The 17036-nt window shown below is 54.1% G+C and carries 16 protein-coding genes; 7 read left to right on the top strand and 9 right to left on the bottom strand.

Going from position 1 to position 17036, the window contains the following annotated elements:
* Positions 1-64: 64 nt before the first annotated feature.
* Positions 65-1168: a bifunctional diaminohydroxyphosphoribosylaminopyrimidine deaminase/5-amino-6-(5-phosphoribosylamino)uracil reductase RibD gene (ribD, locus tag WH277_RS11070; RefSeq protein WP_339505675.1), complete on the bottom strand. Its 1104-nt coding sequence runs from the start codon at positions 1166-1168 to the stop codon at positions 65-67.
* Between the two features lie 4 nt (positions 1169-1172).
* The gene (nrdR, locus tag WH277_RS11065; protein WP_133846294.1) at positions 1173-1622 is read right to left on the bottom strand and encodes a transcriptional regulator NrdR; all 450 of its coding nucleotides are present in this window, start codon (positions 1620-1622) and stop codon (positions 1173-1175) included.
* Between the two features lie 190 nt (positions 1623-1812).
* On the opposite strand from nrdR, the gene WH277_RS11060 reads away from it, so the two are divergent.
* On the top strand, positions 1813-2379 hold the full coding sequence (locus tag WH277_RS11060) for a DUF3251 domain-containing protein (RefSeq protein ID WP_133846293.1): 567 nt from the start codon (positions 1813-1815) through the stop codon (positions 2377-2379).
* 70 nt (positions 2380-2449) lie between these two features.
* On the opposite strand, the gene secF is transcribed toward WH277_RS11060, so the two are convergent.
* From secF to queA, 5 genes are all read right to left on the bottom strand, one after another.
* The gene (gene secF / locus WH277_RS11055; protein WP_234472242.1) at positions 2450-3361 is read right to left on the bottom strand and encodes a protein translocase subunit SecF; all 912 of its coding nucleotides are present in this window, start codon (positions 3359-3361) and stop codon (positions 2450-2452) included.
* Between the two features lie 67 nt (positions 3362-3428).
* Positions 3429-5276 (bottom strand): protein translocase subunit SecD, encoded by a 1848-nt coding sequence (gene secD / locus WH277_RS11050; protein ID WP_133846291.1) that lies wholly within the window; start codon positions 5274-5276, stop codon positions 3429-3431.
* 26 nt (positions 5277-5302) lie between these two features.
* Positions 5303-5632, bottom strand: coding sequence for a preprotein translocase subunit YajC (yajC, locus tag WH277_RS11045; protein WP_062747803.1), 330 nt, complete (start codon positions 5630-5632; stop codon positions 5303-5305).
* A gap of 17 nt (positions 5633-5649) precedes the next feature.
* Positions 5650-6780 carry a tRNA guanosine(34) transglycosylase Tgt gene (gene tgt / locus WH277_RS11040; protein WP_133846290.1) on the bottom strand — a complete coding sequence of 377 codons (1131 nt, stop codon included), beginning with the start codon at positions 6778-6780 and terminating at the stop codon, positions 5650-5652.
* 74 nt (positions 6781-6854) lie between these two features.
* The gene (gene queA / locus WH277_RS11035) at positions 6855-7925 is read right to left on the bottom strand and encodes a tRNA preQ1(34) S-adenosylmethionine ribosyltransferase-isomerase QueA (RefSeq protein WP_212814412.1); all 1071 of its coding nucleotides are present in this window, start codon (positions 7923-7925) and stop codon (positions 6855-6857) included.
* 103 nt (positions 7926-8028) lie between these two features.
* Between queA and WH277_RS11030 the strand changes: the two genes are divergently transcribed.
* The 5 genes from WH277_RS11030 (at position 8029) to WH277_RS11010 (ending at position 13298) form a co-directional block, all read left to right on the top strand.
* Positions 8029-8610 carry an ACP phosphodiesterase gene (locus WH277_RS11030; RefSeq protein ID WP_339505674.1) on the top strand — a complete coding sequence of 194 codons (582 nt, stop codon included), beginning with the start codon at positions 8029-8031 and terminating at the stop codon, positions 8608-8610.
* A gap of 196 nt (positions 8611-8806) precedes the next feature.
* A complete protein-coding gene (locus WH277_RS11025) occupies positions 8807-9409 on the top strand; it encodes a peroxiredoxin C (protein ID WP_133846288.1) in 603 nt (200 codons plus the stop codon).
* Between the two features lie 134 nt (positions 9410-9543).
* Positions 9544-10842, top strand: coding sequence for a histidine-type phosphatase (locus WH277_RS11020; protein WP_445235335.1), 1299 nt, complete (start codon positions 9544-9546; stop codon positions 10840-10842).
* Between the two features lie 63 nt (positions 10843-10905).
* A complete protein-coding gene (locus WH277_RS11015) occupies positions 10906-11889 on the top strand; it encodes a LacI family DNA-binding transcriptional regulator (protein ID WP_339505671.1) in 984 nt (327 codons plus the stop codon).
* Positions 11890-12017: 128 nt separating this feature from the next.
* A complete protein-coding gene (locus tag WH277_RS11010; RefSeq protein WP_339505669.1) occupies positions 12018-13298 on the top strand; it encodes a histidine-type phosphatase in 1281 nt (426 codons plus the stop codon).
* Positions 13299-13431: 133 nt separating this feature from the next.
* On the opposite strand, the gene WH277_RS11005 is transcribed toward WH277_RS11010, so the two are convergent.
* A complete protein-coding gene (locus WH277_RS11005; RefSeq protein WP_238337089.1) occupies positions 13432-14028 on the bottom strand; it encodes a helix-turn-helix transcriptional regulator in 597 nt (198 codons plus the stop codon).
* A 180-nt stretch (positions 14029-14208) separates the two neighbouring features.
* On the opposite strand from WH277_RS11005, the gene WH277_RS11000 reads away from it, so the two are divergent.
* Complete coding sequence (locus tag WH277_RS11000; protein ID WP_227535786.1) at positions 14209-15606, top strand: MFS transporter; 1398 nt, start codon at positions 14209-14211, stop codon at positions 15604-15606.
* A gap of 66 nt (positions 15607-15672) precedes the next feature.
* Here the strand turns inward: WH277_RS11000 and proY are convergent, their stop codons facing one another.
* A complete protein-coding gene (proY, locus tag WH277_RS10995) occupies positions 15673-17025 on the bottom strand; it encodes a proline-specific permease ProY (protein ID WP_133846283.1) in 1353 nt (450 codons plus the stop codon).
* Between the last annotated feature and the right edge of the window lie 11 nt (positions 17026-17036).

The following is a 17036-nucleotide window of genomic DNA, read 5'->3' as shown; positions in this document are numbered from 1 at the left end:
TGGCCCCGCAGGGGGGCGGATTCTATCACACTCTTTACCGGTCTGCTTGTTTTTGCGCAAACCGCTATAACGGGTTCAGCGTCAGGCGTAAGTCCGGCCCAACCTGACGAACATCACTAAAGGCAAAGGCAGGCGCATCGGTAAGATGCTCAAGGCCCGGCAGTTGACAAAGGCCGCGCCCATTATCGCCCAGAAGTTTGGGGGCGAGATACACAATCAGCTCATCCACCACACCGGCCTGCAACAATGCACCTGCAAACTGCGCTCCGGCTTCCACCCAAACGCTATTAATGTGTTTTCTTCCCAGCAGCATCATCATCGCCACCAGATCAAGCCGCCCGTTATGACGGGGCACGCTGAATTGAGTGACGTTATCAGGCCACGTCTGTTCATCGCAGTCGGTACGCGCCAGCCAGGTTTCCCCGGATTGTGCAATAAGTTGATGCTGCGGTGTGACGCGATTCTGGCTGTCGACAATAATTCTTACTGGCTGACGCAACAGGTCTGCTGGGTAATCGGCCTGGGTTGCGCTATCCAGCTCGTGGTAGCGCACCGTCAGCGACGGATTATCAGCCAGCACCGTTGCGCTGGTGCTGAGAATGGCAGAACTTTGCGCACGCAGACGCTGAACATCGCGTCGCGCCTGTGGCGACGTGATCCACTGGCTTTCACCACTGGCCAATGCGGTGCGGCCATCCAGCGATGCGCCCAGCTTCAGCTGTACCCAGGGGAATCCGGTACGCATACGCTTCAGGAAACCACGATTAAGCGCTTCCGCTTCCTGCATCATCAGACCGTGGCTGACGTCAATTCCTGCCTGCTGTAAACGGAACACACCGCGACCCGCCACTTCCGGGTTCGGATCCTGCATTGCCGCCACGACCCGGGTCACACCGGCGCCGATCAACGCATCGCAGCAGGGCGGCGTGCGCCCGTGATGGCTGCACGGCTCCAGCGTGACGTACGCGGTCGCTCCCTGCGCTTTATCACCCGCCATACGTAGCGCATGCACTTCCGCGTGGGGTTCACCGGCACGCAAATGATAGCCTTCACCCACTATCTCGCCGTCGCGCACAATGACACAGCCGACATTCGGGTTGGGGGTCGTAGTAAAACGGCCACGGCTCGCAAGGGATAGCGCACGTGACATAAACACTTCATCACGCATCGCGTCAGTCCTGTAAACGGGCGATTTCTTCGCCAAATTCGCGGATATCTTCAAAGCTGCGGTAGACCGAAGCAAAGCGGATGTAGGCCACTTTATCCAGTTTTTTCAGCTCATCCATCACCAGACTACCGATCAGTTTACTAGCCACTTCACGCTCGCCCGTAGCGCGTAACTGACTTTTGATATGGCTGAGGGCTGTTTCCACCGCGTCTGAATTCACCGGGCGTTTCTCCAGTGCTTTCATCAGACCGCTGCGCAGTTTGTCCTCATTGAAAGGTTCACGCACGTCATTGCTTTTCACTACGCGCGGCATCACCAGTTCCGCGACCTCAAACGTGGTAAAACGCTCATGGCACATCAGACACTGACGACGACGGCGTACCGAGGTGCCCTCCCCGACCAGGCGGGAGTCGATCACTTTCGTATCCACGGCAGAACAGAATGGGCAATACATGACGCGTCCTGATTATCCTTAATAGTGTCAGCTAGTGTACCGCGAACCCGGCGATGTGCCAAAGGTGCGTCAGAAAAACTGTCCTGATTTTATGGGGCTTACGCAACAAAATGCCGTATTTCTTTGCAGGCGATCAAGACCCGTTTGCTCTAAGATAAAGTCATTCGCGTTAATCAGAAGGAAATGAACAATGACAAGCGCTTATCTCAAATTGTCACTGGGATCACTGTTACTGCTGGCGGGCTGTGCCAGTACGCCACCGCAACCGAAACTCAATCAGTTACATAACGAAGTCGGGAAACTGACCCAGGAAATGCGCCAACTGACCAATCAGGCCGCCGCGCTGGAGCAGCAGGGGAATCTTAACAGCGGGTCGGCACAGGGTGCATGGTTACTGCCAGCGGCGAATACCGGGGTGATACTGAAAAGCCAGGCGGGTGAACTGAAGCTGTCATTGAGTCATGTCCAGGCGGAAGCCAACGGCACGCGCGCCCTTCTACATATACGCGCCACAGGCGATGCGCCGCTACCCGCGTTTACCGCTCAGGTCGAATGGGGTGAGTTGGATAGCACGACCAGCAAGCCACTGACGGTAAACAGTCAGGTGCAACGTATTGAGGTCACCCGCGCGCTGCTGGCGAAAAGTGAAGCCACGGTGCCATTACGTTTAAGCAACCTGCCGCCGGAACAATTGGGATATGTGCGGGTACATGATGTAGTGCTCAGCACTGAGCCGCCAGCGACCAGCACACCATAAAAAAAGGGCCACGCAATGCGTGGCCCTTCCAATCGGCGCCAGGGGGACACCTGTTTTGGTCCGCCCGGGATTAAGGCAGAATCGAAGGCTGATCTGCGCCCTCTTTTTCCACTTTCTGCTGCAGCATATGCTCGCGTTTCATGCCCAGCTTCAGCGCCAGCGCGGAAGAGACATAAATCGACGAGATGGTACCGATAGTGATACCGATCAGCATGGTCAACGAGAAGCCTTTCAGCAACGCGCCACCGAACACAAACAGAATCGCGACCATCGCCAGGGTGGTTACCGAGGTGATAATGGTACGGCTCAGCGTCTGCGTCAGGGAGACGTTGGTGATATCGTAAGACGAACCGCGACGGATCTTGCGGAAGTTCTCACGAATACGGTCCGAGACCACGATTTTATCGTTCAGCGAGTAACCGATAACCGACATCAGTGAGGCGATGATCGTCAGGTCGATTTCAACCTGGAACAGCGCCAAAATGCCGGCGGTTATGATCACGTCATGGGCCAGTGCCAACACAGTACCCAGTGCCAGACGCCACTCAAAACGGAAACCAATGTAGATCAGGATGGCAATCAGCGCAGATAATAGCGCCATACCGCCAGCCTGAGCCAGATCGCTACCCACGCTTGGGCCGACGAACTCAATACGTTTTACCGTTGCCTGCTGCTGGGTTGCCTCGTTGATCGTTGCCAGCACTTTCGCGCCCAGCTCCTGACCGGCATTCCCTTCGCGCGGTGACATACGAACGATCACGTCACGGCTGCTGCCAAAGTTCTGTACCTGCGGCTCATCAAAACCTGATTTTTCCAGGCTGGTGCGCAGCATATCCAGTTCTACGGGTTGCTCGAGGTTAATTTCAATCACCGTACCACCGGTGAAATCCAGACCCCAGTTAAAACCACGCACGCCCATAATGGCAACGGATGCAATCAGCAGCAGTACCGAGATGGCAAACGCCAGCGTGTCCCAGCGCATAAAGTCATAGACTTTACGGCCGTGGTTCAATTGTTCAACACTATGTTCCTGTGACACAACGCACTCCTCAGATAGACAGCTTGTTGATGCGTTTGCCGCCGTACAACAGATTGGCAATGGCGCGAGTACCAATAATTGCGGTAAACATCGAGGTCGCAATACCGATTCCCGTGGTGATCGCAAAGCCTTTGATTGAGCCAGTACCGACTGCGTACAGGATCAACACTTTAATCAGCGTCGTGACGTTAGCATCAACGATACTGGAGAACGCGCCTTTATAGCCTTCATGGATCGCCTGCTGAACGGAACGTCCGTTGCGCAGCTCTTCCTTGATACGTTCGTTAATCAGTACGTTAGCATCCACCGCAACCGCCAGCGTCAGCACAATACCGGCAATTCCCGGCATGGTCAGCGTAGCACCCGGCAGCAGCGACATGATACCGACAATCAGCACCAGGTTAGCCAGCAGCGCACTGGTCGCAATCAGACCAAATTTCTTGTACCACACCACCATAAAGATGATGGAAGCGATAAGGCCCCACAGGCAGGCTTCCAGACCCTGAGTGATGTTCTGCTGACCCATTGTCGGGCCAATAGTACGCTCTTCAACAATCTGGATCGGTGCAATCAGCGCCCCGGCACGCAGCAGCAGAGACAGCTGGCGCGCTTCGTTCGGGTTATTGATGCCGGTGATACGGAAGCTGTTACCCAGACGAGACTGGATATTCGCCACGTTAATCACTTCTTCCTGCTTCTCAAGGATTGAGCGACCGTTGGCGTCTTTCTTCCCGCTGTCTTTGTACTCAACAAACAGGGTTGCCATCGCTTTACCGACGCTGTCCTTGGTGAAGTTGGACATGATGTTACCGCCAGCGCTGTCCAGGGAGATATTAACCTGAGGCTGATTGTATTCATCGGTGCTTGAGGTGGAGTCGGTGATGTGGTCGCCGGTGAGGATCACACGCTTGTACAGCACAACAGGCTGGCCATCACGGGTGTCTTTCACTTCAGAGTCGCCCGGAACGCGGCCGTTCGCAGCGGCAGTGGCATCCACAGAGGTATTCACCAGACGGAATTCCAGCGTTGCGGTTGCGCCGAGGATCTCTTTCGCGCGTGCAGTATCCTGAATACCCGGCAATTCCACGACGATACGGTCAGAACCCTGACGCTGTACCAGTGGTTCTGCAACACCCAGCTGATTCACACGGTTACGCAGAATATTAATGTTCTGCTGTACCGCGTATTCACGGGCTTCACGCAGTCGCTCATCAGACATGACAGCCGACAGGGCATTGCTGCCACTGCTGTTGATGACCATATCGCGGTGACGGCCTGCCAGATAGCTGACGGCTTGATCACGTGCTGCGGCATCACGGAAACGAATTTCCAGACCGTAATTATTGATTTTGCGAACGTTAACGTAAGGGATGCTTTTATCACGAAGGTCACTTCGCAGGTTATCGATGTTCTGTTCCTGGAGTTTACTCAGAGCAGTATCCATATCGACTTCCATCAGGAAGTGAACGCCACCGCGCAGATCGAGACCGAGTTTCATCGGTTCCGCATTGAGCATGGCTAACCAGGACGGTGTTGCGGGAGCGAGGTTAAGCGCCACGACGTAGTTATCGCCCAGCGTTTTAGTAATCGCTTCACGCGCGCGCATCTGCACGTCCGTGTTGGCGAAACGCGCCATAATAGCGCCATTTTCCAGCGCGAGTGATTTGCTCTGGATATTATCTTGTTTTAATGCGGTCTGGATCTGAACCAGCGTTTGCTCACTGGCGGCGCTTCCGCGCGCACCAGTGATCTGAACGGCCGGATCCTCACCATACAGGTTAGGAAGTGCATACAGCAGACCGACGAGTAACACGACGATCAGCATGATGTACTTCCACAAAGGATAACGGTTTAACACGGCAGTTCCCTTAGGGAAATCGAAAATTAAAGCGCTTTCATTGTACCTTTCGGCAGAACGGCAGCGACGAAGTCACGTTTGACCACAACTTCAGTGGTTTCGTTCAGTGCGATAGCAACATAGCCGGTTTCAGCAACTTTAGTCACACGGCCCACCAGGCCACCGGTGGTCAGCACTTCATCACCTTTAGAAATTGAGTCCATCAGTTTCTTGTGCTCTTTCGCACGTTTCTGCTGAGGGCGCAGGATCATAAAGTAGAAAATCAGACCAAACACAACCAACATAATCACCAGAGAGTAAGGACTTCCCTGAGATGGTGCTGCGGCTGCTACGGCATCAGAAGTGAAAAAGCTCATTAAATTTCCCTCATTGTTTAATTATCAGACGGTAAAGGCGGAACCGCCAATCCTGTCCGTTGGTAGAATTCGGTCACGAAGAGCGCTAATTTACCCTCTTCGATTGCCTGGCGTAAACCAGCCATCAGGCGCTGATAGTAACGCAGATTGTGGATGGTGTTCAGACGCGCACCCAAAATTTCGTTACAGCGATCAAGATGATACAGGTAAGCACGGCTGTAGTTGCGGCACGTGTAGCAGTCGCATTCAGCATCGAGCGGAGACGTGTCATCTTTATACTTCGCATTGCGGATTTTTACCACGCCGTCGGTCACGAAAAGATGTCCGTTACGTGCGTTGCGGGTGGGCATCACACAGTCAAACATATCAATACCACGGCGCACGCCTTCCACCAGATCCTGCGGCTTACCGACGCCCATCAGGTAGCGCGGTTTATCCTCAGGTAACTGTGGGCAAACATGCTCCAGAATACGATGCATATCTTCTTTCGGTTCACCGACCGCCAGGCCGCCCACAGCGTACCCATCAAAGCCAATATCTACCAGTCCTTTAACGGAGACATCACGTAAATCTTCGTAAACCCCGCCCTGGATAATACCGAACAATGCGTTCTTATTTCCCAGAGAATCAAAGCGATCGCGGCTACGTTGTGCCCAGCGTAGAGACATCTCCATTGAACGCTTCGCGTAATCCCAGTCAGCCGGATACGGTGTACATTCATCAAAGATCATCACGATATCAGAACCGAGATCGTACTGAATCTCCATTGATTTTTCGGGATCGAGGAAGATCGCATCACCGTTGATTGGGTTACGGAAATGGACGCCCTTCTCGGTGATCTTACGGATGTCACCCAGGCTGAACACCTGGAAACCGCCGGAGTCCGTCAAGATCGGGCCTTTCCACTGCATAAAGTCATGCAGATCGCCGTGCAATTTCATGATCTCCTGGCCCGGACGCAACCATAAATGGAAGGTATTGCCGAGGATGATCTGTGCACCGGTATCGATCACTTCTTCCGGGGTCATGCCTTTTACCGTGCCGTAGGTCCCCACTGGCATAAATGCCGGGGTTTCTACCACGCCGCGCTCAAAAACCAGACGGCCACGGCGTGCGCGACCATCAGTAGTGTCTAATTCAAACTTCACATTGCCTCCACCAGAGAAACAGTCTGATGTAATGGTTAAAAGAGGGTCAGGCATGCCTGCCCCCTGCGGGAAAATTACTGGCCCGGGATCTCGGCGTACGCCTCAGGATTACGGGTAATAAACATCGCATCACCATAACTGAAGAAACGATATTTTTCAGCCACGGCCTGCTGGTAAGCCTGCATCGTGTGTTGATATCCGGCAAACGCCGACACCAGCATAATCAGCGTCGATTCTGGCAGGTGGAAATTGGTCACCAGCACATCAATGACTTGATAGTGATATCCAGGGTAGATAAAGATTTTCGTATCGCCGAAGAACGGGGCAATCAGCGCATCCTGCGCCGCCTGCGCGGCGCTTTCCAGCGAACGCACCGAGGTGGTGCCGACCGCGATCACCCGGTTGCCGCGTGCTTTACAGGCGAGCACTGCATCCACCACATCCTGCGGCACTTCGGCGTATTCCGCGTGCATAATATGATCTTCGATGGTGTCAACGCGCACCGGCTGGAAGGTCCCCGCGCCAACATGCAGGGTGACAAACGCTGTCTCAATACCTTTCTCACGCAGCGCAGCCAGCAAAGGCTCATCAAAATGCAGGCCCGCTGTTGGGGCAGCTACCGCCCCTGGTTTCTGGCTGTACACCGTCTGATAAAGTTCGCGGTCGGCGTCTTCATCCGGGCGATCAATATACGGCGGCAGCGGCATATGGCCAATGGCGTTCAGAATATCGAGAACCGGCCGCTCATCATGAAACTCAATTTCAAACAACGCATCATGACGTGCCACCATGGTGGCCTGCACATTTTCAGCATCACCCAGCAGCAATTCAGTGCCTGGCTTAGGGGCTTTCGAGGAACGTACATGTGCCAGCACGCGTTTATCATCGAGCATGCGCTCAATCAGCACCTCGATTTTTCCACCGCTGGCCTTACGGCCAAAAATACGTGCCGGGATCACCCGGGTATTATTAAACACCAGAAGATCGCCGGGATTGAGCTTATCCAGCAAATCGGTGAATACCCCATGCGTCAGTTCGCCATCCGGGCCATTCAGCGATAGCAGGCGGCACCCGCTGCGCTGGGCTTGCGGATAGTGGGCAATCAAAGATTCGGGCAACTCAAAAGTAAAATCGGCAACGCGCATGGTCATTCACAGTCTGGGAAATCAGGGCGCACATTCTAGCTGAAAACTGCTCATAGCTAAACAATCTGCTTAATATCGACAGAAACTACGCTAGAATCGCGCCATGAACTATCTTGCTCACCTCCATATGGCCACCCTTGCCAACAGCTCGCTGCTGGGCAATATGATGGCCGACTATGTGCGCGGCAACCCGCATCAGCAATGGCCTGAAGCTATCGCTGACGGTATTGCACTTCACCGCCGGATTGATGCACTGACCGATTCCTTACCGGAAGTGCGCAGCGCCCGCCAGCTTTTTCGCATCAATACCCGCCGGGTGGCACCGATTACGCTTGACGTCATCTGGGATCATTTTCTGTCATCTCACTGGGATAAGCTGGTGCCGGAAATTTCTTTGCCAGCTTTTTTGTCACAGGTGAAAAGTGTGATCGAACCGCAACTTGGGACAACCCCGGAGCGATTCCAGAATCTTAATCACTACTTATGGACCGGACGCTGGATGGAGCGTTATGCCGATGCTCCTTTTCTGCAAGAGGTGCTGCGCGGGATGGCAAGCCGCCGTCCTAAACTGGCAGCACTGGAAGACAGTTATCAAGATTTCGTTGATAACTATCAACAGCTTGAAGTGTTATTCTGGCAGCTTTACCCGCGTATGATGGCGCAAGCTGTTCAGCGGAAGTTGTGAAACATCTTGCCCAGTTTTACACCTTGCCCTTTTTTTAAAAAAGGTTATTGTATGAAACTGCTTGATAATTACTACGATTTTGATAGGTATAGCCTATCTTAATAATCGGTACAGCACGCTGGTCCCTGATGGGGCACGCCCCGTATACTGCCCGCGTATTGTCACCTTATTTCAACTTACTTTTACAGGAGTGAACATGGTCCTGGTAACTCGTCCAGCCCCTGATTTTACCGCCGCAGCCGTACTGGGCAACGGTGAGATCGTAGAAAACTTCAACTTTAAAAAACACACCGCTGGTAAAGCCACCGTTGTGTTCTTTTGGCCAATGGACTTCACCTTCGTATGCCCTTCTGAGCTGATCGCTTTCGACAAGCGCTATGCAGAATTCCAGAAACGCGGCGTGGAAGTGGTTGGTGTTTCCTTCGATTCAGAGTTCGTGCACAACGCATGGCGTAAAACTCCGGTTGATAAAGGCGGCATCGGCGAAGTTCAGTACGCAATGGTTGCTGATATCAAACGTGAAATTCAGAAAGCCTACGGCATCGAGCACCCGGATGCGGGCGTGGCTCTGCGTGGTTCTTTCCTGATCGACAAAGCCGGTGTGGTTCGCCACCAGGTGGTTAACGATCTGCCACTGGGCCGTAACGTTGACGAAATGCTGCGCATGGTTGACGCGCTGCAATTCCACGAAGAGCACGGCGAAGTGTGCCCGGCTCAGTGGGAAAAAGGAAAAGAAGGTATGGGCGCATCTCCAGAAGGTGTTGCTAAGTACCTGACTGAGAACGCCTCTAAGCTGTAATTGCTTGTGCGTTTTCCAGGAAAGCTCGCTTCGGCGGGCTTTTTTTTCACCTCAATTTCCCGCCCCCCATCTTTCGTCACACCTTTAGACGAAATTTTGTCATGATGCCCACTGACCTGTCCCCCATCACAAGGATGATCCCGATGAAAAAGAGTGCTCTGCGTTTTTCCCTCGCCACCCTGTTCAGTTCACTGAGCCTGATGGCCCAGGCCGCGCCTCACTATGTGCTGGAAAAAGTGGTGGAAATCAGCCGCCACGGCGTTCGCCCGCCAACGGCGGATAACCGTAAAGAGATGGAGACCGGCAGTGATCGCCCCTGGATAAGCTGGTTAACCGCCGACGGTCAGCTCACTGGTCACGGCTACAGCGCGGCATGGCTTAAAGGCCAATATGAGGGAAACCAGTATCGTCAGCTTGGCCTGCTTGGCGCAGGCTGCCCGACAGAGAAAGATATTTTTGTCTGGGCCAGTCCGTTACAGCGAACCCGTGCCACTGCTGAAGCCCTGACTGACGGGGCCTTCCCCGGCTGTGGCATCACTATTCATCACTCCCCGGAAAAAAACGATCCGCTGTTTCAAAACCAGGGTCCGGGATATGCCACCCTCGACCAGGAGCAACAGCGTCAGGGGGCACTGACCGCCCTGGGCGGCACGCCAGCCGATGCACAAAAACGGCTGCAACCAGAGATCTCCCTGCTGAAAAAGGCCGTCTGCCAGCCAGATAAGCCCTGCCCAATCTTTGATAAAATGTGGGAAATAAAATTCGCCTCCGATGGCCGTATTATGATCACCGGTCTGGATACCCTGGCGGCTATGGCAGAAACCCTTCGTCTGGAGTGGAGCGATAATAAACCGCTGAGTCAGGTGGCGTTTGGTCACGCCGACAGTGCCGCACAGATCGGCAAGCTCATGGCATTACTGACACCGAAATACGATGCCACCAACGATCAACCCTACGTCGCCCGGCGTGGCGGTTCCTTATTGATGGAGCAGATTGCCAAAGCATTGCAACAGGGCGTGACGCCGCAACAGGATGCACCGCCGGAGGCTCGCTGGCTGCTGTACGTCGCTCATGACGTCAATATCGCCTATCTGCGTACGTTGCTGGATTTCAGCTGGCAACAGGGTGACTATCCTCGTGGCACTGTCCAGCCAGCAGGAAGCCTGGTATTTGAACGCTGGAAAGAGACACAAAGCGGGAAACGTTTTATCCGCATTCTGTTCCAGGGGCAGAGTCTTGATCAGATTCGTCAACTGACACCCATCGACCGCCACCACCCGCTACTGATCACCGAGTTAAAATTTGCCGGCTGTGAGAAAACCGAAGCAGGTACTCTGTGCCCTTACGACAGCGTACTGCAACGCCTTAACCAGAATATCGACCGGTCACTGATTCGCCCGGTAAGCTATCAGAATCAACCCGCATCACACTGAGAAACGCCATGACTTTCCGCAGTATTGCGGTAATACTCAGCGGCACATACTGAGGGAGTGCCGATGGCGTCTGAAAACAAAAGTTGGGTTACTGCGGCCGATGTTGCACGCCTTGCCGGTGTATCACGTTCTGCCGTCTCGCGTACCTTCACCCCTGGCGCTTCCGTTTCTGAACCGACGCGCCAGAAGGTGATGGCCGCCGCCAGTGAGCTGGGCTACCAGGTGAATATCATTGCGCGCACCATGATCACCGGTAACAGTAATTTTGTCGGGATCATCACCGCCGGCTTCGATAATCCTTTTCGCAGTAAACTGCTGGCCCCGCTGGTGCATCATCTGGCGTTACAGGGGTTTATTCCTCTGCTGATGAATGCCGACGATCCCCAACAGTTAGAACCCTCACTTCGCCAGCTGCTCAGCTACCATGTGACGGGAGTAATCATCACCTCCGGCGCGCCTCCACTGTCGCTGGCCGAAGAGTATCTGGCAAAAAAGATCCCCGTGATGTTAATCAATCGTCACGCCAACCTGCCCGGTGCCGATCGCATTTGCAGTGATAATGCGCAGGGTGCAAAGCTGGTAGCCGCCCTGTTCAGGGAACAGGGCCTGCAACGGCTGGCCTTTATCGGGGAAGAGGCGGAAAACTTCAGCACTGACCAACGCTGGCAGGCCTTTCGTGAACAGGCGCCGCAGGCCATTGCCCTTTTCTGCCCACGAGGCGGTTATCAGGCGGGTTGGGACGCCGCAGCTAAACTGCTTGCTGATTATCCCAATTTACAGGCGATCTTTTGTGCCACCGATATGCTGGCGATGGGCACCCTGGATTATTTGCACCAGCATCCTGCTTTCTCTGCGATTAAAGTCGCCGGATTTGATGACATCCCACAGGCCGCATTCGCTGCGTATCAACTGACGACGATCCAGCAAGATACCGACAAACTGGCGCAACTTGCCGTTCATTCTCTACTGGAAAGGCTGAAAAACTTCACCCAGCCTTCGCAGCAAAAATCTGTTCCTGTCACACTTATCCGCCGTCACTCCGCCTGATTTGGACAATTTGTTTTATGTTATAACGATCACGGAATCATTTTTTCATTCTGGTCATTATTCTGTCACAACGTTGTAACACGCCTTTTTTACACTTGTAATTGCACACGTGTGCATAGAGGATCATTATGTTAACGATACAGACGGTATTGCCACGCCTGGTGTTTGCCCTGGCCATGGTGCCGGTATTCAGTAGCCAGATAGTGCAGGCAGAAACATTTCACCTGGAAAAAGTCGTGGAGATCAGTCGCCATGGGGTCCGCCCGCCCACGCCGGATAACACCAAAGCAATGGAGGCAGGGACAGATCGCTCCTGGCCACAGTGGCTGACCGCCGATGGCGAACTGACCGGGCACGGTTATGCCGCTGCGGTATTGAAAGGCGGGTATGAGGCAAACGGCTGGCGTCAGGCCGGGTTGCTGACGTCGGGATGCCCTGACAGCAAGACACTGTATGTCTGGGCAAGCCCGCTACAGCGCACAAAAGCGACGGCGAAAGCATTAACCGATGGCGCATTCCCGGGGTGTGATGTGACGGTGCACAGCGTCAGCGATGACAGCGATCCCTTGTTCCAGAGCGATAAGATGGGGCTGGCACCACTGGACGAAGCACAGGCCCGGGCGGGAATTGAAAAGGCAATGGGCGGGAGCGTTCAGCAGGCAGAGCAGCGTGCAGCCCCGGAGATCGCCCGTTTGAAAGCAACCGTCTGTCAGGCGGACCATCCCTGCCCTATCTTCGATCACCCATGGAGTATCAAGCGTAGCAAGGACGGGCGTTTTGAGGTCGAGGGACTCGCAACGCTGGCGAATATGGCAGAGACTTTCCGCCTGGCATGGAGCGAAAATCAACCTTCTGCCAACGTGGCTTTTGGCCACGTTCACTCCGCCGCTGACGTGGCAAAACTGATGCCGCTGCTAACCACAAAATACGATTATATCAACGATGTGCCTTATATCGCGCAGCGTGGCGGATCGATATTAATGGATCAAATCGCCAAAGCGCTGGCAACCCAACCGGTAAAAGGGGGGCCGCCCGACGTGCGATGGCTGCTGTATGTCGCGCACGACACCAACATTTCCTGGCTGCGTACCATGCTGAACTTTAGCTGGCAGCAGGCCAGTTATCCGCGAGGCAACATTCCTCCGGCGGGCAGTCTGGTGTTTGAACGCTGGCGCGAGACGCAGACCGGAAAACGTTATATCCGTCTCTATTTCCAGGCGCAGACACTCGATCAAATTCGTTATCTGACACCGCTCAACGCCACTCAGCCACCGCTGATCAGCGAGCTGGGATTCGACGGCTGTAAAATCACCAAGGTCGGTACGCTTTGCCCTTATGAATCAACGCTAAACCGTATCAGGAAAAATATCGATCACGAGGTGCTGGCACCGGTCAGCTACGAACAGTAAGAGATAGCGACAATCATCAGGGTGAACGTATATCGTTGCGTTCAGCGTTCCCGATTACACCAGCCTGACTCCTGACACCGGAATAAATACGTTAACTTTTTATTTATTCCGGTTGACTGGAAAAGCCAGGGAATTATTCGTCCTGATACGGTTTCACACGATAAGCACAGCGCCGTGACTGGCTGAGAATATGTTCCACGCGGACCACCTCGGCCTCCAGCACCTCAGTGAAAATGGCCTGTTCTGCACGACAAAAGCCCTGACAGGTCGCCGCGGCAGCGCAGATGGGACAGTGGTTTTCAATCAGCAGCAGGCTGCCATCATCCATTGTTTCGTATTCCGCCATATAGCCTTCAGCGGAGCGTATCTCTGCCAGTCGTGCAACCCGTGCGGTTAAACCTTTCAGATGACCAAGCTCCTGCCAGTAAAGCTCCCGGGATTTCTGCTCACGTTTCGCAATCAATATCTCAATGGCCTGTTCACCAAACGAATCGCGAACCACTTCCAGCAGTTGTACGGTCAGTTCAGGGTGTGTATCAGGAAATTGCTTTTCCCCTTCTGCGGTAAGCTGCCAAAACTGCGAAGGCCGCCCAACACCTTGTGACCGGGAAACAGCGGTCACCAGTCCCTCTGTTGCCAGTTTGGTGAACTGTTGGCGCGCGGCTTCTGCTGTCATTCCCAGCGCCTTTCCCGCCCCGGAAGCCTGCTGAGGCCCACGAGTTTTCAGCATGTACAACAGACGCTTTGATGACGATAAGTGCTCTTCAGACGTGGCAGGCAAGTGATTTATTGACAAGTTTTTCTTTCCCCCCCTTAATATTCAAAGCATTTACTTGTTTTATTATTTTACCTCAGGGCTGTGCGGCCGACAACCCCAGGGTGACTCACTGCAGGGTTTAAAGGAGCCATTATGTCATCACATGAAGGAAACTGGGGAGATCTTCTCTCCGGAAAGAATGCCGCACGCTCGATTGCGCTGTCGGGAGGAGTGGCGCTGCATGCCATTAATATTTACATCGCGACCACCGTGCTACCTTCGGTCGTCAAAGAGATTGGCGGGCTACATCTTTACGCATGGAATACTACGCTGTTTGTGGTGGCCTCCATACTTGGCTCGGCGCTCACCAGTCGGACGTTGAGCCGGACCGGGTCTCGCGGCACCTATGCTATTGCTATTCTGTTGTTTATCGCGGGTTCTCTGCTGTGTGCCCTGGCACCGAGTATGCTGATGATGTTGCTGGGACGCACCGTTCAGGGGCTAGGTGGAGGGTACCTGTTTGCACTTGGCTACAGCATGATTTATTCAGTATTTGAACGTTCGCTCTGGACACGTGCCTTCGCGCTCATTTCTGGTATGTGGGGAGTGGCGACCCTGGTCGGTCCGGCTATTGGCGGAATTTTTGCCGATATCGATGCATGGAGGCTGGCTTTTGGTTTTCTGCTACCGGTGACATTCATCTACGCATGGGTCGTCTGGCGGGCTTTACCCGATGATAGCGAGGAGCGCAGGCCCGCCACTCGCCTGCCGTGGGTACAGCTGATGCTGCTTACCGCTGCGGTGCTGGCAATCAGCATTGGCAGCACCAGCTCAGCACTCACTGACAATCTGATCGGTGTCGGGCTGGCAGTCCTGATGATGGCACTATTAATCCGCCAGGAGTTGCGCAGTGATGCCTGCCTGCTGCCACGTAACGCACTGCGCCTGAGTTCCCCTCTGCTACCACTTTATCTGACTATCGGCCTGCTGGTTGTCGGCATGACCAGTGAAACCTTTGTGCCCTACTTTCTACAAAATCTGCACGGGCAGACTCCGCTGATGTCCGGCTATCTGGCGGCACTGATGGCGGCGGGCTGGACGCTGGCCGAAATCTGGAGCTCCGGCTGGCGCGCCAGGCGTGTTTCGCTGGCGATCATTATCGGACCCATACTGGTTCTGGCCGGAATGGCGATACTGTCATTCTCCCTGCCGGTACAAAGCGACTATGGGCGAACGCTGGTGGTCATCATTTCGCTGGGATTACTGCTGGTTGGCTTTGGTATCGGGCTGGGCTGGCCCCATCTGCTGGCACGGGTGCTGGATGTCACACCGGAAGAGGATCAGGATGCCGCAGCGACCTCAATCTCCACGGTACAACTGTTTGCCACTGCGCTGGGCGCCGCACTGGCCGGGATGTTGGCGAATCTGGGAGGGCTGAATATACCCGGTGGAATAGAAGGTGCCAGCAATGCAGCATGGGTGATGTTTAGCGTACTGGCTGTTGCTCCGCTGTTGGCGATCTTTAGCGCAAGACGATCAACACCAGCTTAAAAAGAGACAGAAGATAATGCTGGCCATCTTACTGGCCAGCATTAACAAACGTCGCTCACATGCTGTCTAACGATTCTTACGTTTCACCCATTGCCAGCTCACCAGCAGCAACAGGATCCACCCCATCCCGACGTAAAGTGAAATACGGGTATCCGGGAAATAACCAATCAGCCCAATCACAAACATCAGAAACAGAATCCCCACTACGGCAGTGGCCGTGCCACCCGGCAGCGAAAACTTCAGCGCTTTCTGTTGCTCAGGCGTCAACGTACGACGGAAGCCGATCTGCGAGAAGAGGATCATAATCCACACCCAGACGGTAGCAAACGTGGCCAATGAGGCGATCACCAGGAACACTTTCTCTGGCATCAGGTAGTTGAGGTATACCGCCACCAGCATCGCCATCATCATCGCCAGCACCGTGACCCACGGCACGCCTCTGCGTGATACGGAAGCAAACACTTTCGGCGCATGTCCCTGCTCTGCCATACCGTGCAGCATACGCCCCACGCCAAATACATCGCTGTTAATCGCCGACAGCGAGGCGGTAATCACCACAAAATTAAGAATTGTTGCGGCGGCGGCTATGCCCAAATTCTGGAAAGTCAGTACAAACGGACTACCGTTCGTCCCCACCTGGTTCCAGGGGTAAATGGACATAATCACAAACAGCGTACCGACATAGAACACCAGAATACGCAGCGGTACCGTATTAATCGCCAAAGGAATCGACACCTGCGGATCTTTCGCTTCACCGGCTGTGATGCCGATAATTTCAATACCCCCGAAGGCAAACATCACTACCTGCAATGACAGCACCACGCCTATCCAGCCATTGGGGACAAAACCGCCGTGGGTCCACAGATTACTGATCCCCGTTGCCTGGCCACCGTTGCCAATGCCCCAGAAAATAATGCCAAAACCGGCCACGATCATCACGATAATGGTGGCCACTTTAAACAGTGACAGCCAGAATTCGACCTCACCAAACACCTTTACCGTCGCGAGGTTAAGCGCGCCGATAATCAGCACCACGCTCAATACCCAAATCCAGTGCTGAACGTCCGGGAACCACACGCCCATATAAATGCCGAAAGCGGTGACATCGGCAATGGCAACAATCAGGATTTCAAAACAGTAGGTCCAGCCGGTGATATACCCTGCGAGCGGGCCGAGGTAATCACGTGCGTAGCGGGAGAAAGAGCTGGCCTGTGGGTTGTTAACGGACATTTCACCCAGGGCGCGCATAATAATATAGGCCGCGAGCCCACCCACCATATAGGCAATCAAAACGCCAGGACCAGCCATTCTGATGGCGTCAGCCGAACCATAAAACAGTCCGGTGCCAATGGCAGAACCCAGAGCCATAAACCGGATATGGCGGGTACTCAGTCCCTTTTTGAGTGTTGTACTTGTCATATTTACACCTG

Source organism: Erwinia sp. MYb416 (assembly GCF_037479575.1).
Taxonomy (GTDB): Bacteria; Pseudomonadota; Gammaproteobacteria; order Enterobacterales; family Enterobacteriaceae; genus Erwinia; species Erwinia rhapontici.
This window is presented reverse-complemented; position numbering and strand designations above follow the sequence as displayed.

What these genes read in the sequence shown, in the direction of transcription:
- WH277_RS11020 (WP_445235335.1), top strand. Translation starts at nt 9,544, where the DNA reads ATGATCCCGATGAAAAAGAGTGCTCTGCGTTTTTCCCTCGCCACCCTG.
- WH277_RS11010 (WP_339505669.1), top strand. Translation starts at nt 12,018, where the DNA reads ATGTTAACGATACAGACGGTATTGCCACGCCTGGTGTTTGCCCTGGCC.
- proY (WP_133846283.1), bottom strand. Translation starts at nt 17,025, where the DNA reads ATGACAAGTACAACACTCAAAAAGGGACTGAGTACCCGCCATATCCGG.
- queA (WP_212814412.1), bottom strand. Translation starts at nt 7,925, where the DNA reads ATGCGCGTTGCCGATTTTACTTTTGAGTTGCCCGAATCTTTGATTGCC.
- ribD (WP_339505675.1), bottom strand. Translation starts at nt 1,168, where the DNA reads ATGCGTGATGAAGTGTTTATGTCACGTGCGCTATCCCTTGCGAGCCGT.
- yajC (WP_062747803.1), bottom strand. Translation starts at nt 5,632, where the DNA reads ATGAGCTTTTTCACTTCTGATGCCGTAGCAGCCGCAGCACCATCTCAG.
- WH277_RS11015 (WP_339505671.1), top strand. Translation starts at nt 10,906, where the DNA reads ATGGCGTCTGAAAACAAAAGTTGGGTTACTGCGGCCGATGTTGCACGC.
- WH277_RS11000 (WP_227535786.1), top strand. Translation starts at nt 14,209, where the DNA reads ATGTCATCACATGAAGGAAACTGGGGAGATCTTCTCTCCGGAAAGAAT.
- secF (WP_234472242.1), bottom strand. Translation starts at nt 3,361, where the DNA reads ATGCGCTGGGACACGCTGGCGTTTGCCATCTCGGTACTGCTGCTGATT.
- WH277_RS11060 (WP_133846293.1), top strand. Translation starts at nt 1,813, where the DNA reads ATGACAAGCGCTTATCTCAAATTGTCACTGGGATCACTGTTACTGCTG.
- nrdR (WP_133846294.1), bottom strand. Translation starts at nt 1,622, where the DNA reads ATGTATTGCCCATTCTGTTCTGCCGTGGATACGAAAGTGATCGACTCC.
- WH277_RS11005 (WP_238337089.1), bottom strand. Translation starts at nt 14,028, where the DNA reads ATGCTGAAAACTCGTGGGCCTCAGCAGGCTTCCGGGGCGGGAAAGGCG.
- WH277_RS11030 (WP_339505674.1), top strand. Translation starts at nt 8,029, where the DNA reads ATGAACTATCTTGCTCACCTCCATATGGCCACCCTTGCCAACAGCTCG.
- WH277_RS11025 (WP_133846288.1), top strand. Translation starts at nt 8,807, where the DNA reads ATGGTCCTGGTAACTCGTCCAGCCCCTGATTTTACCGCCGCAGCCGTA.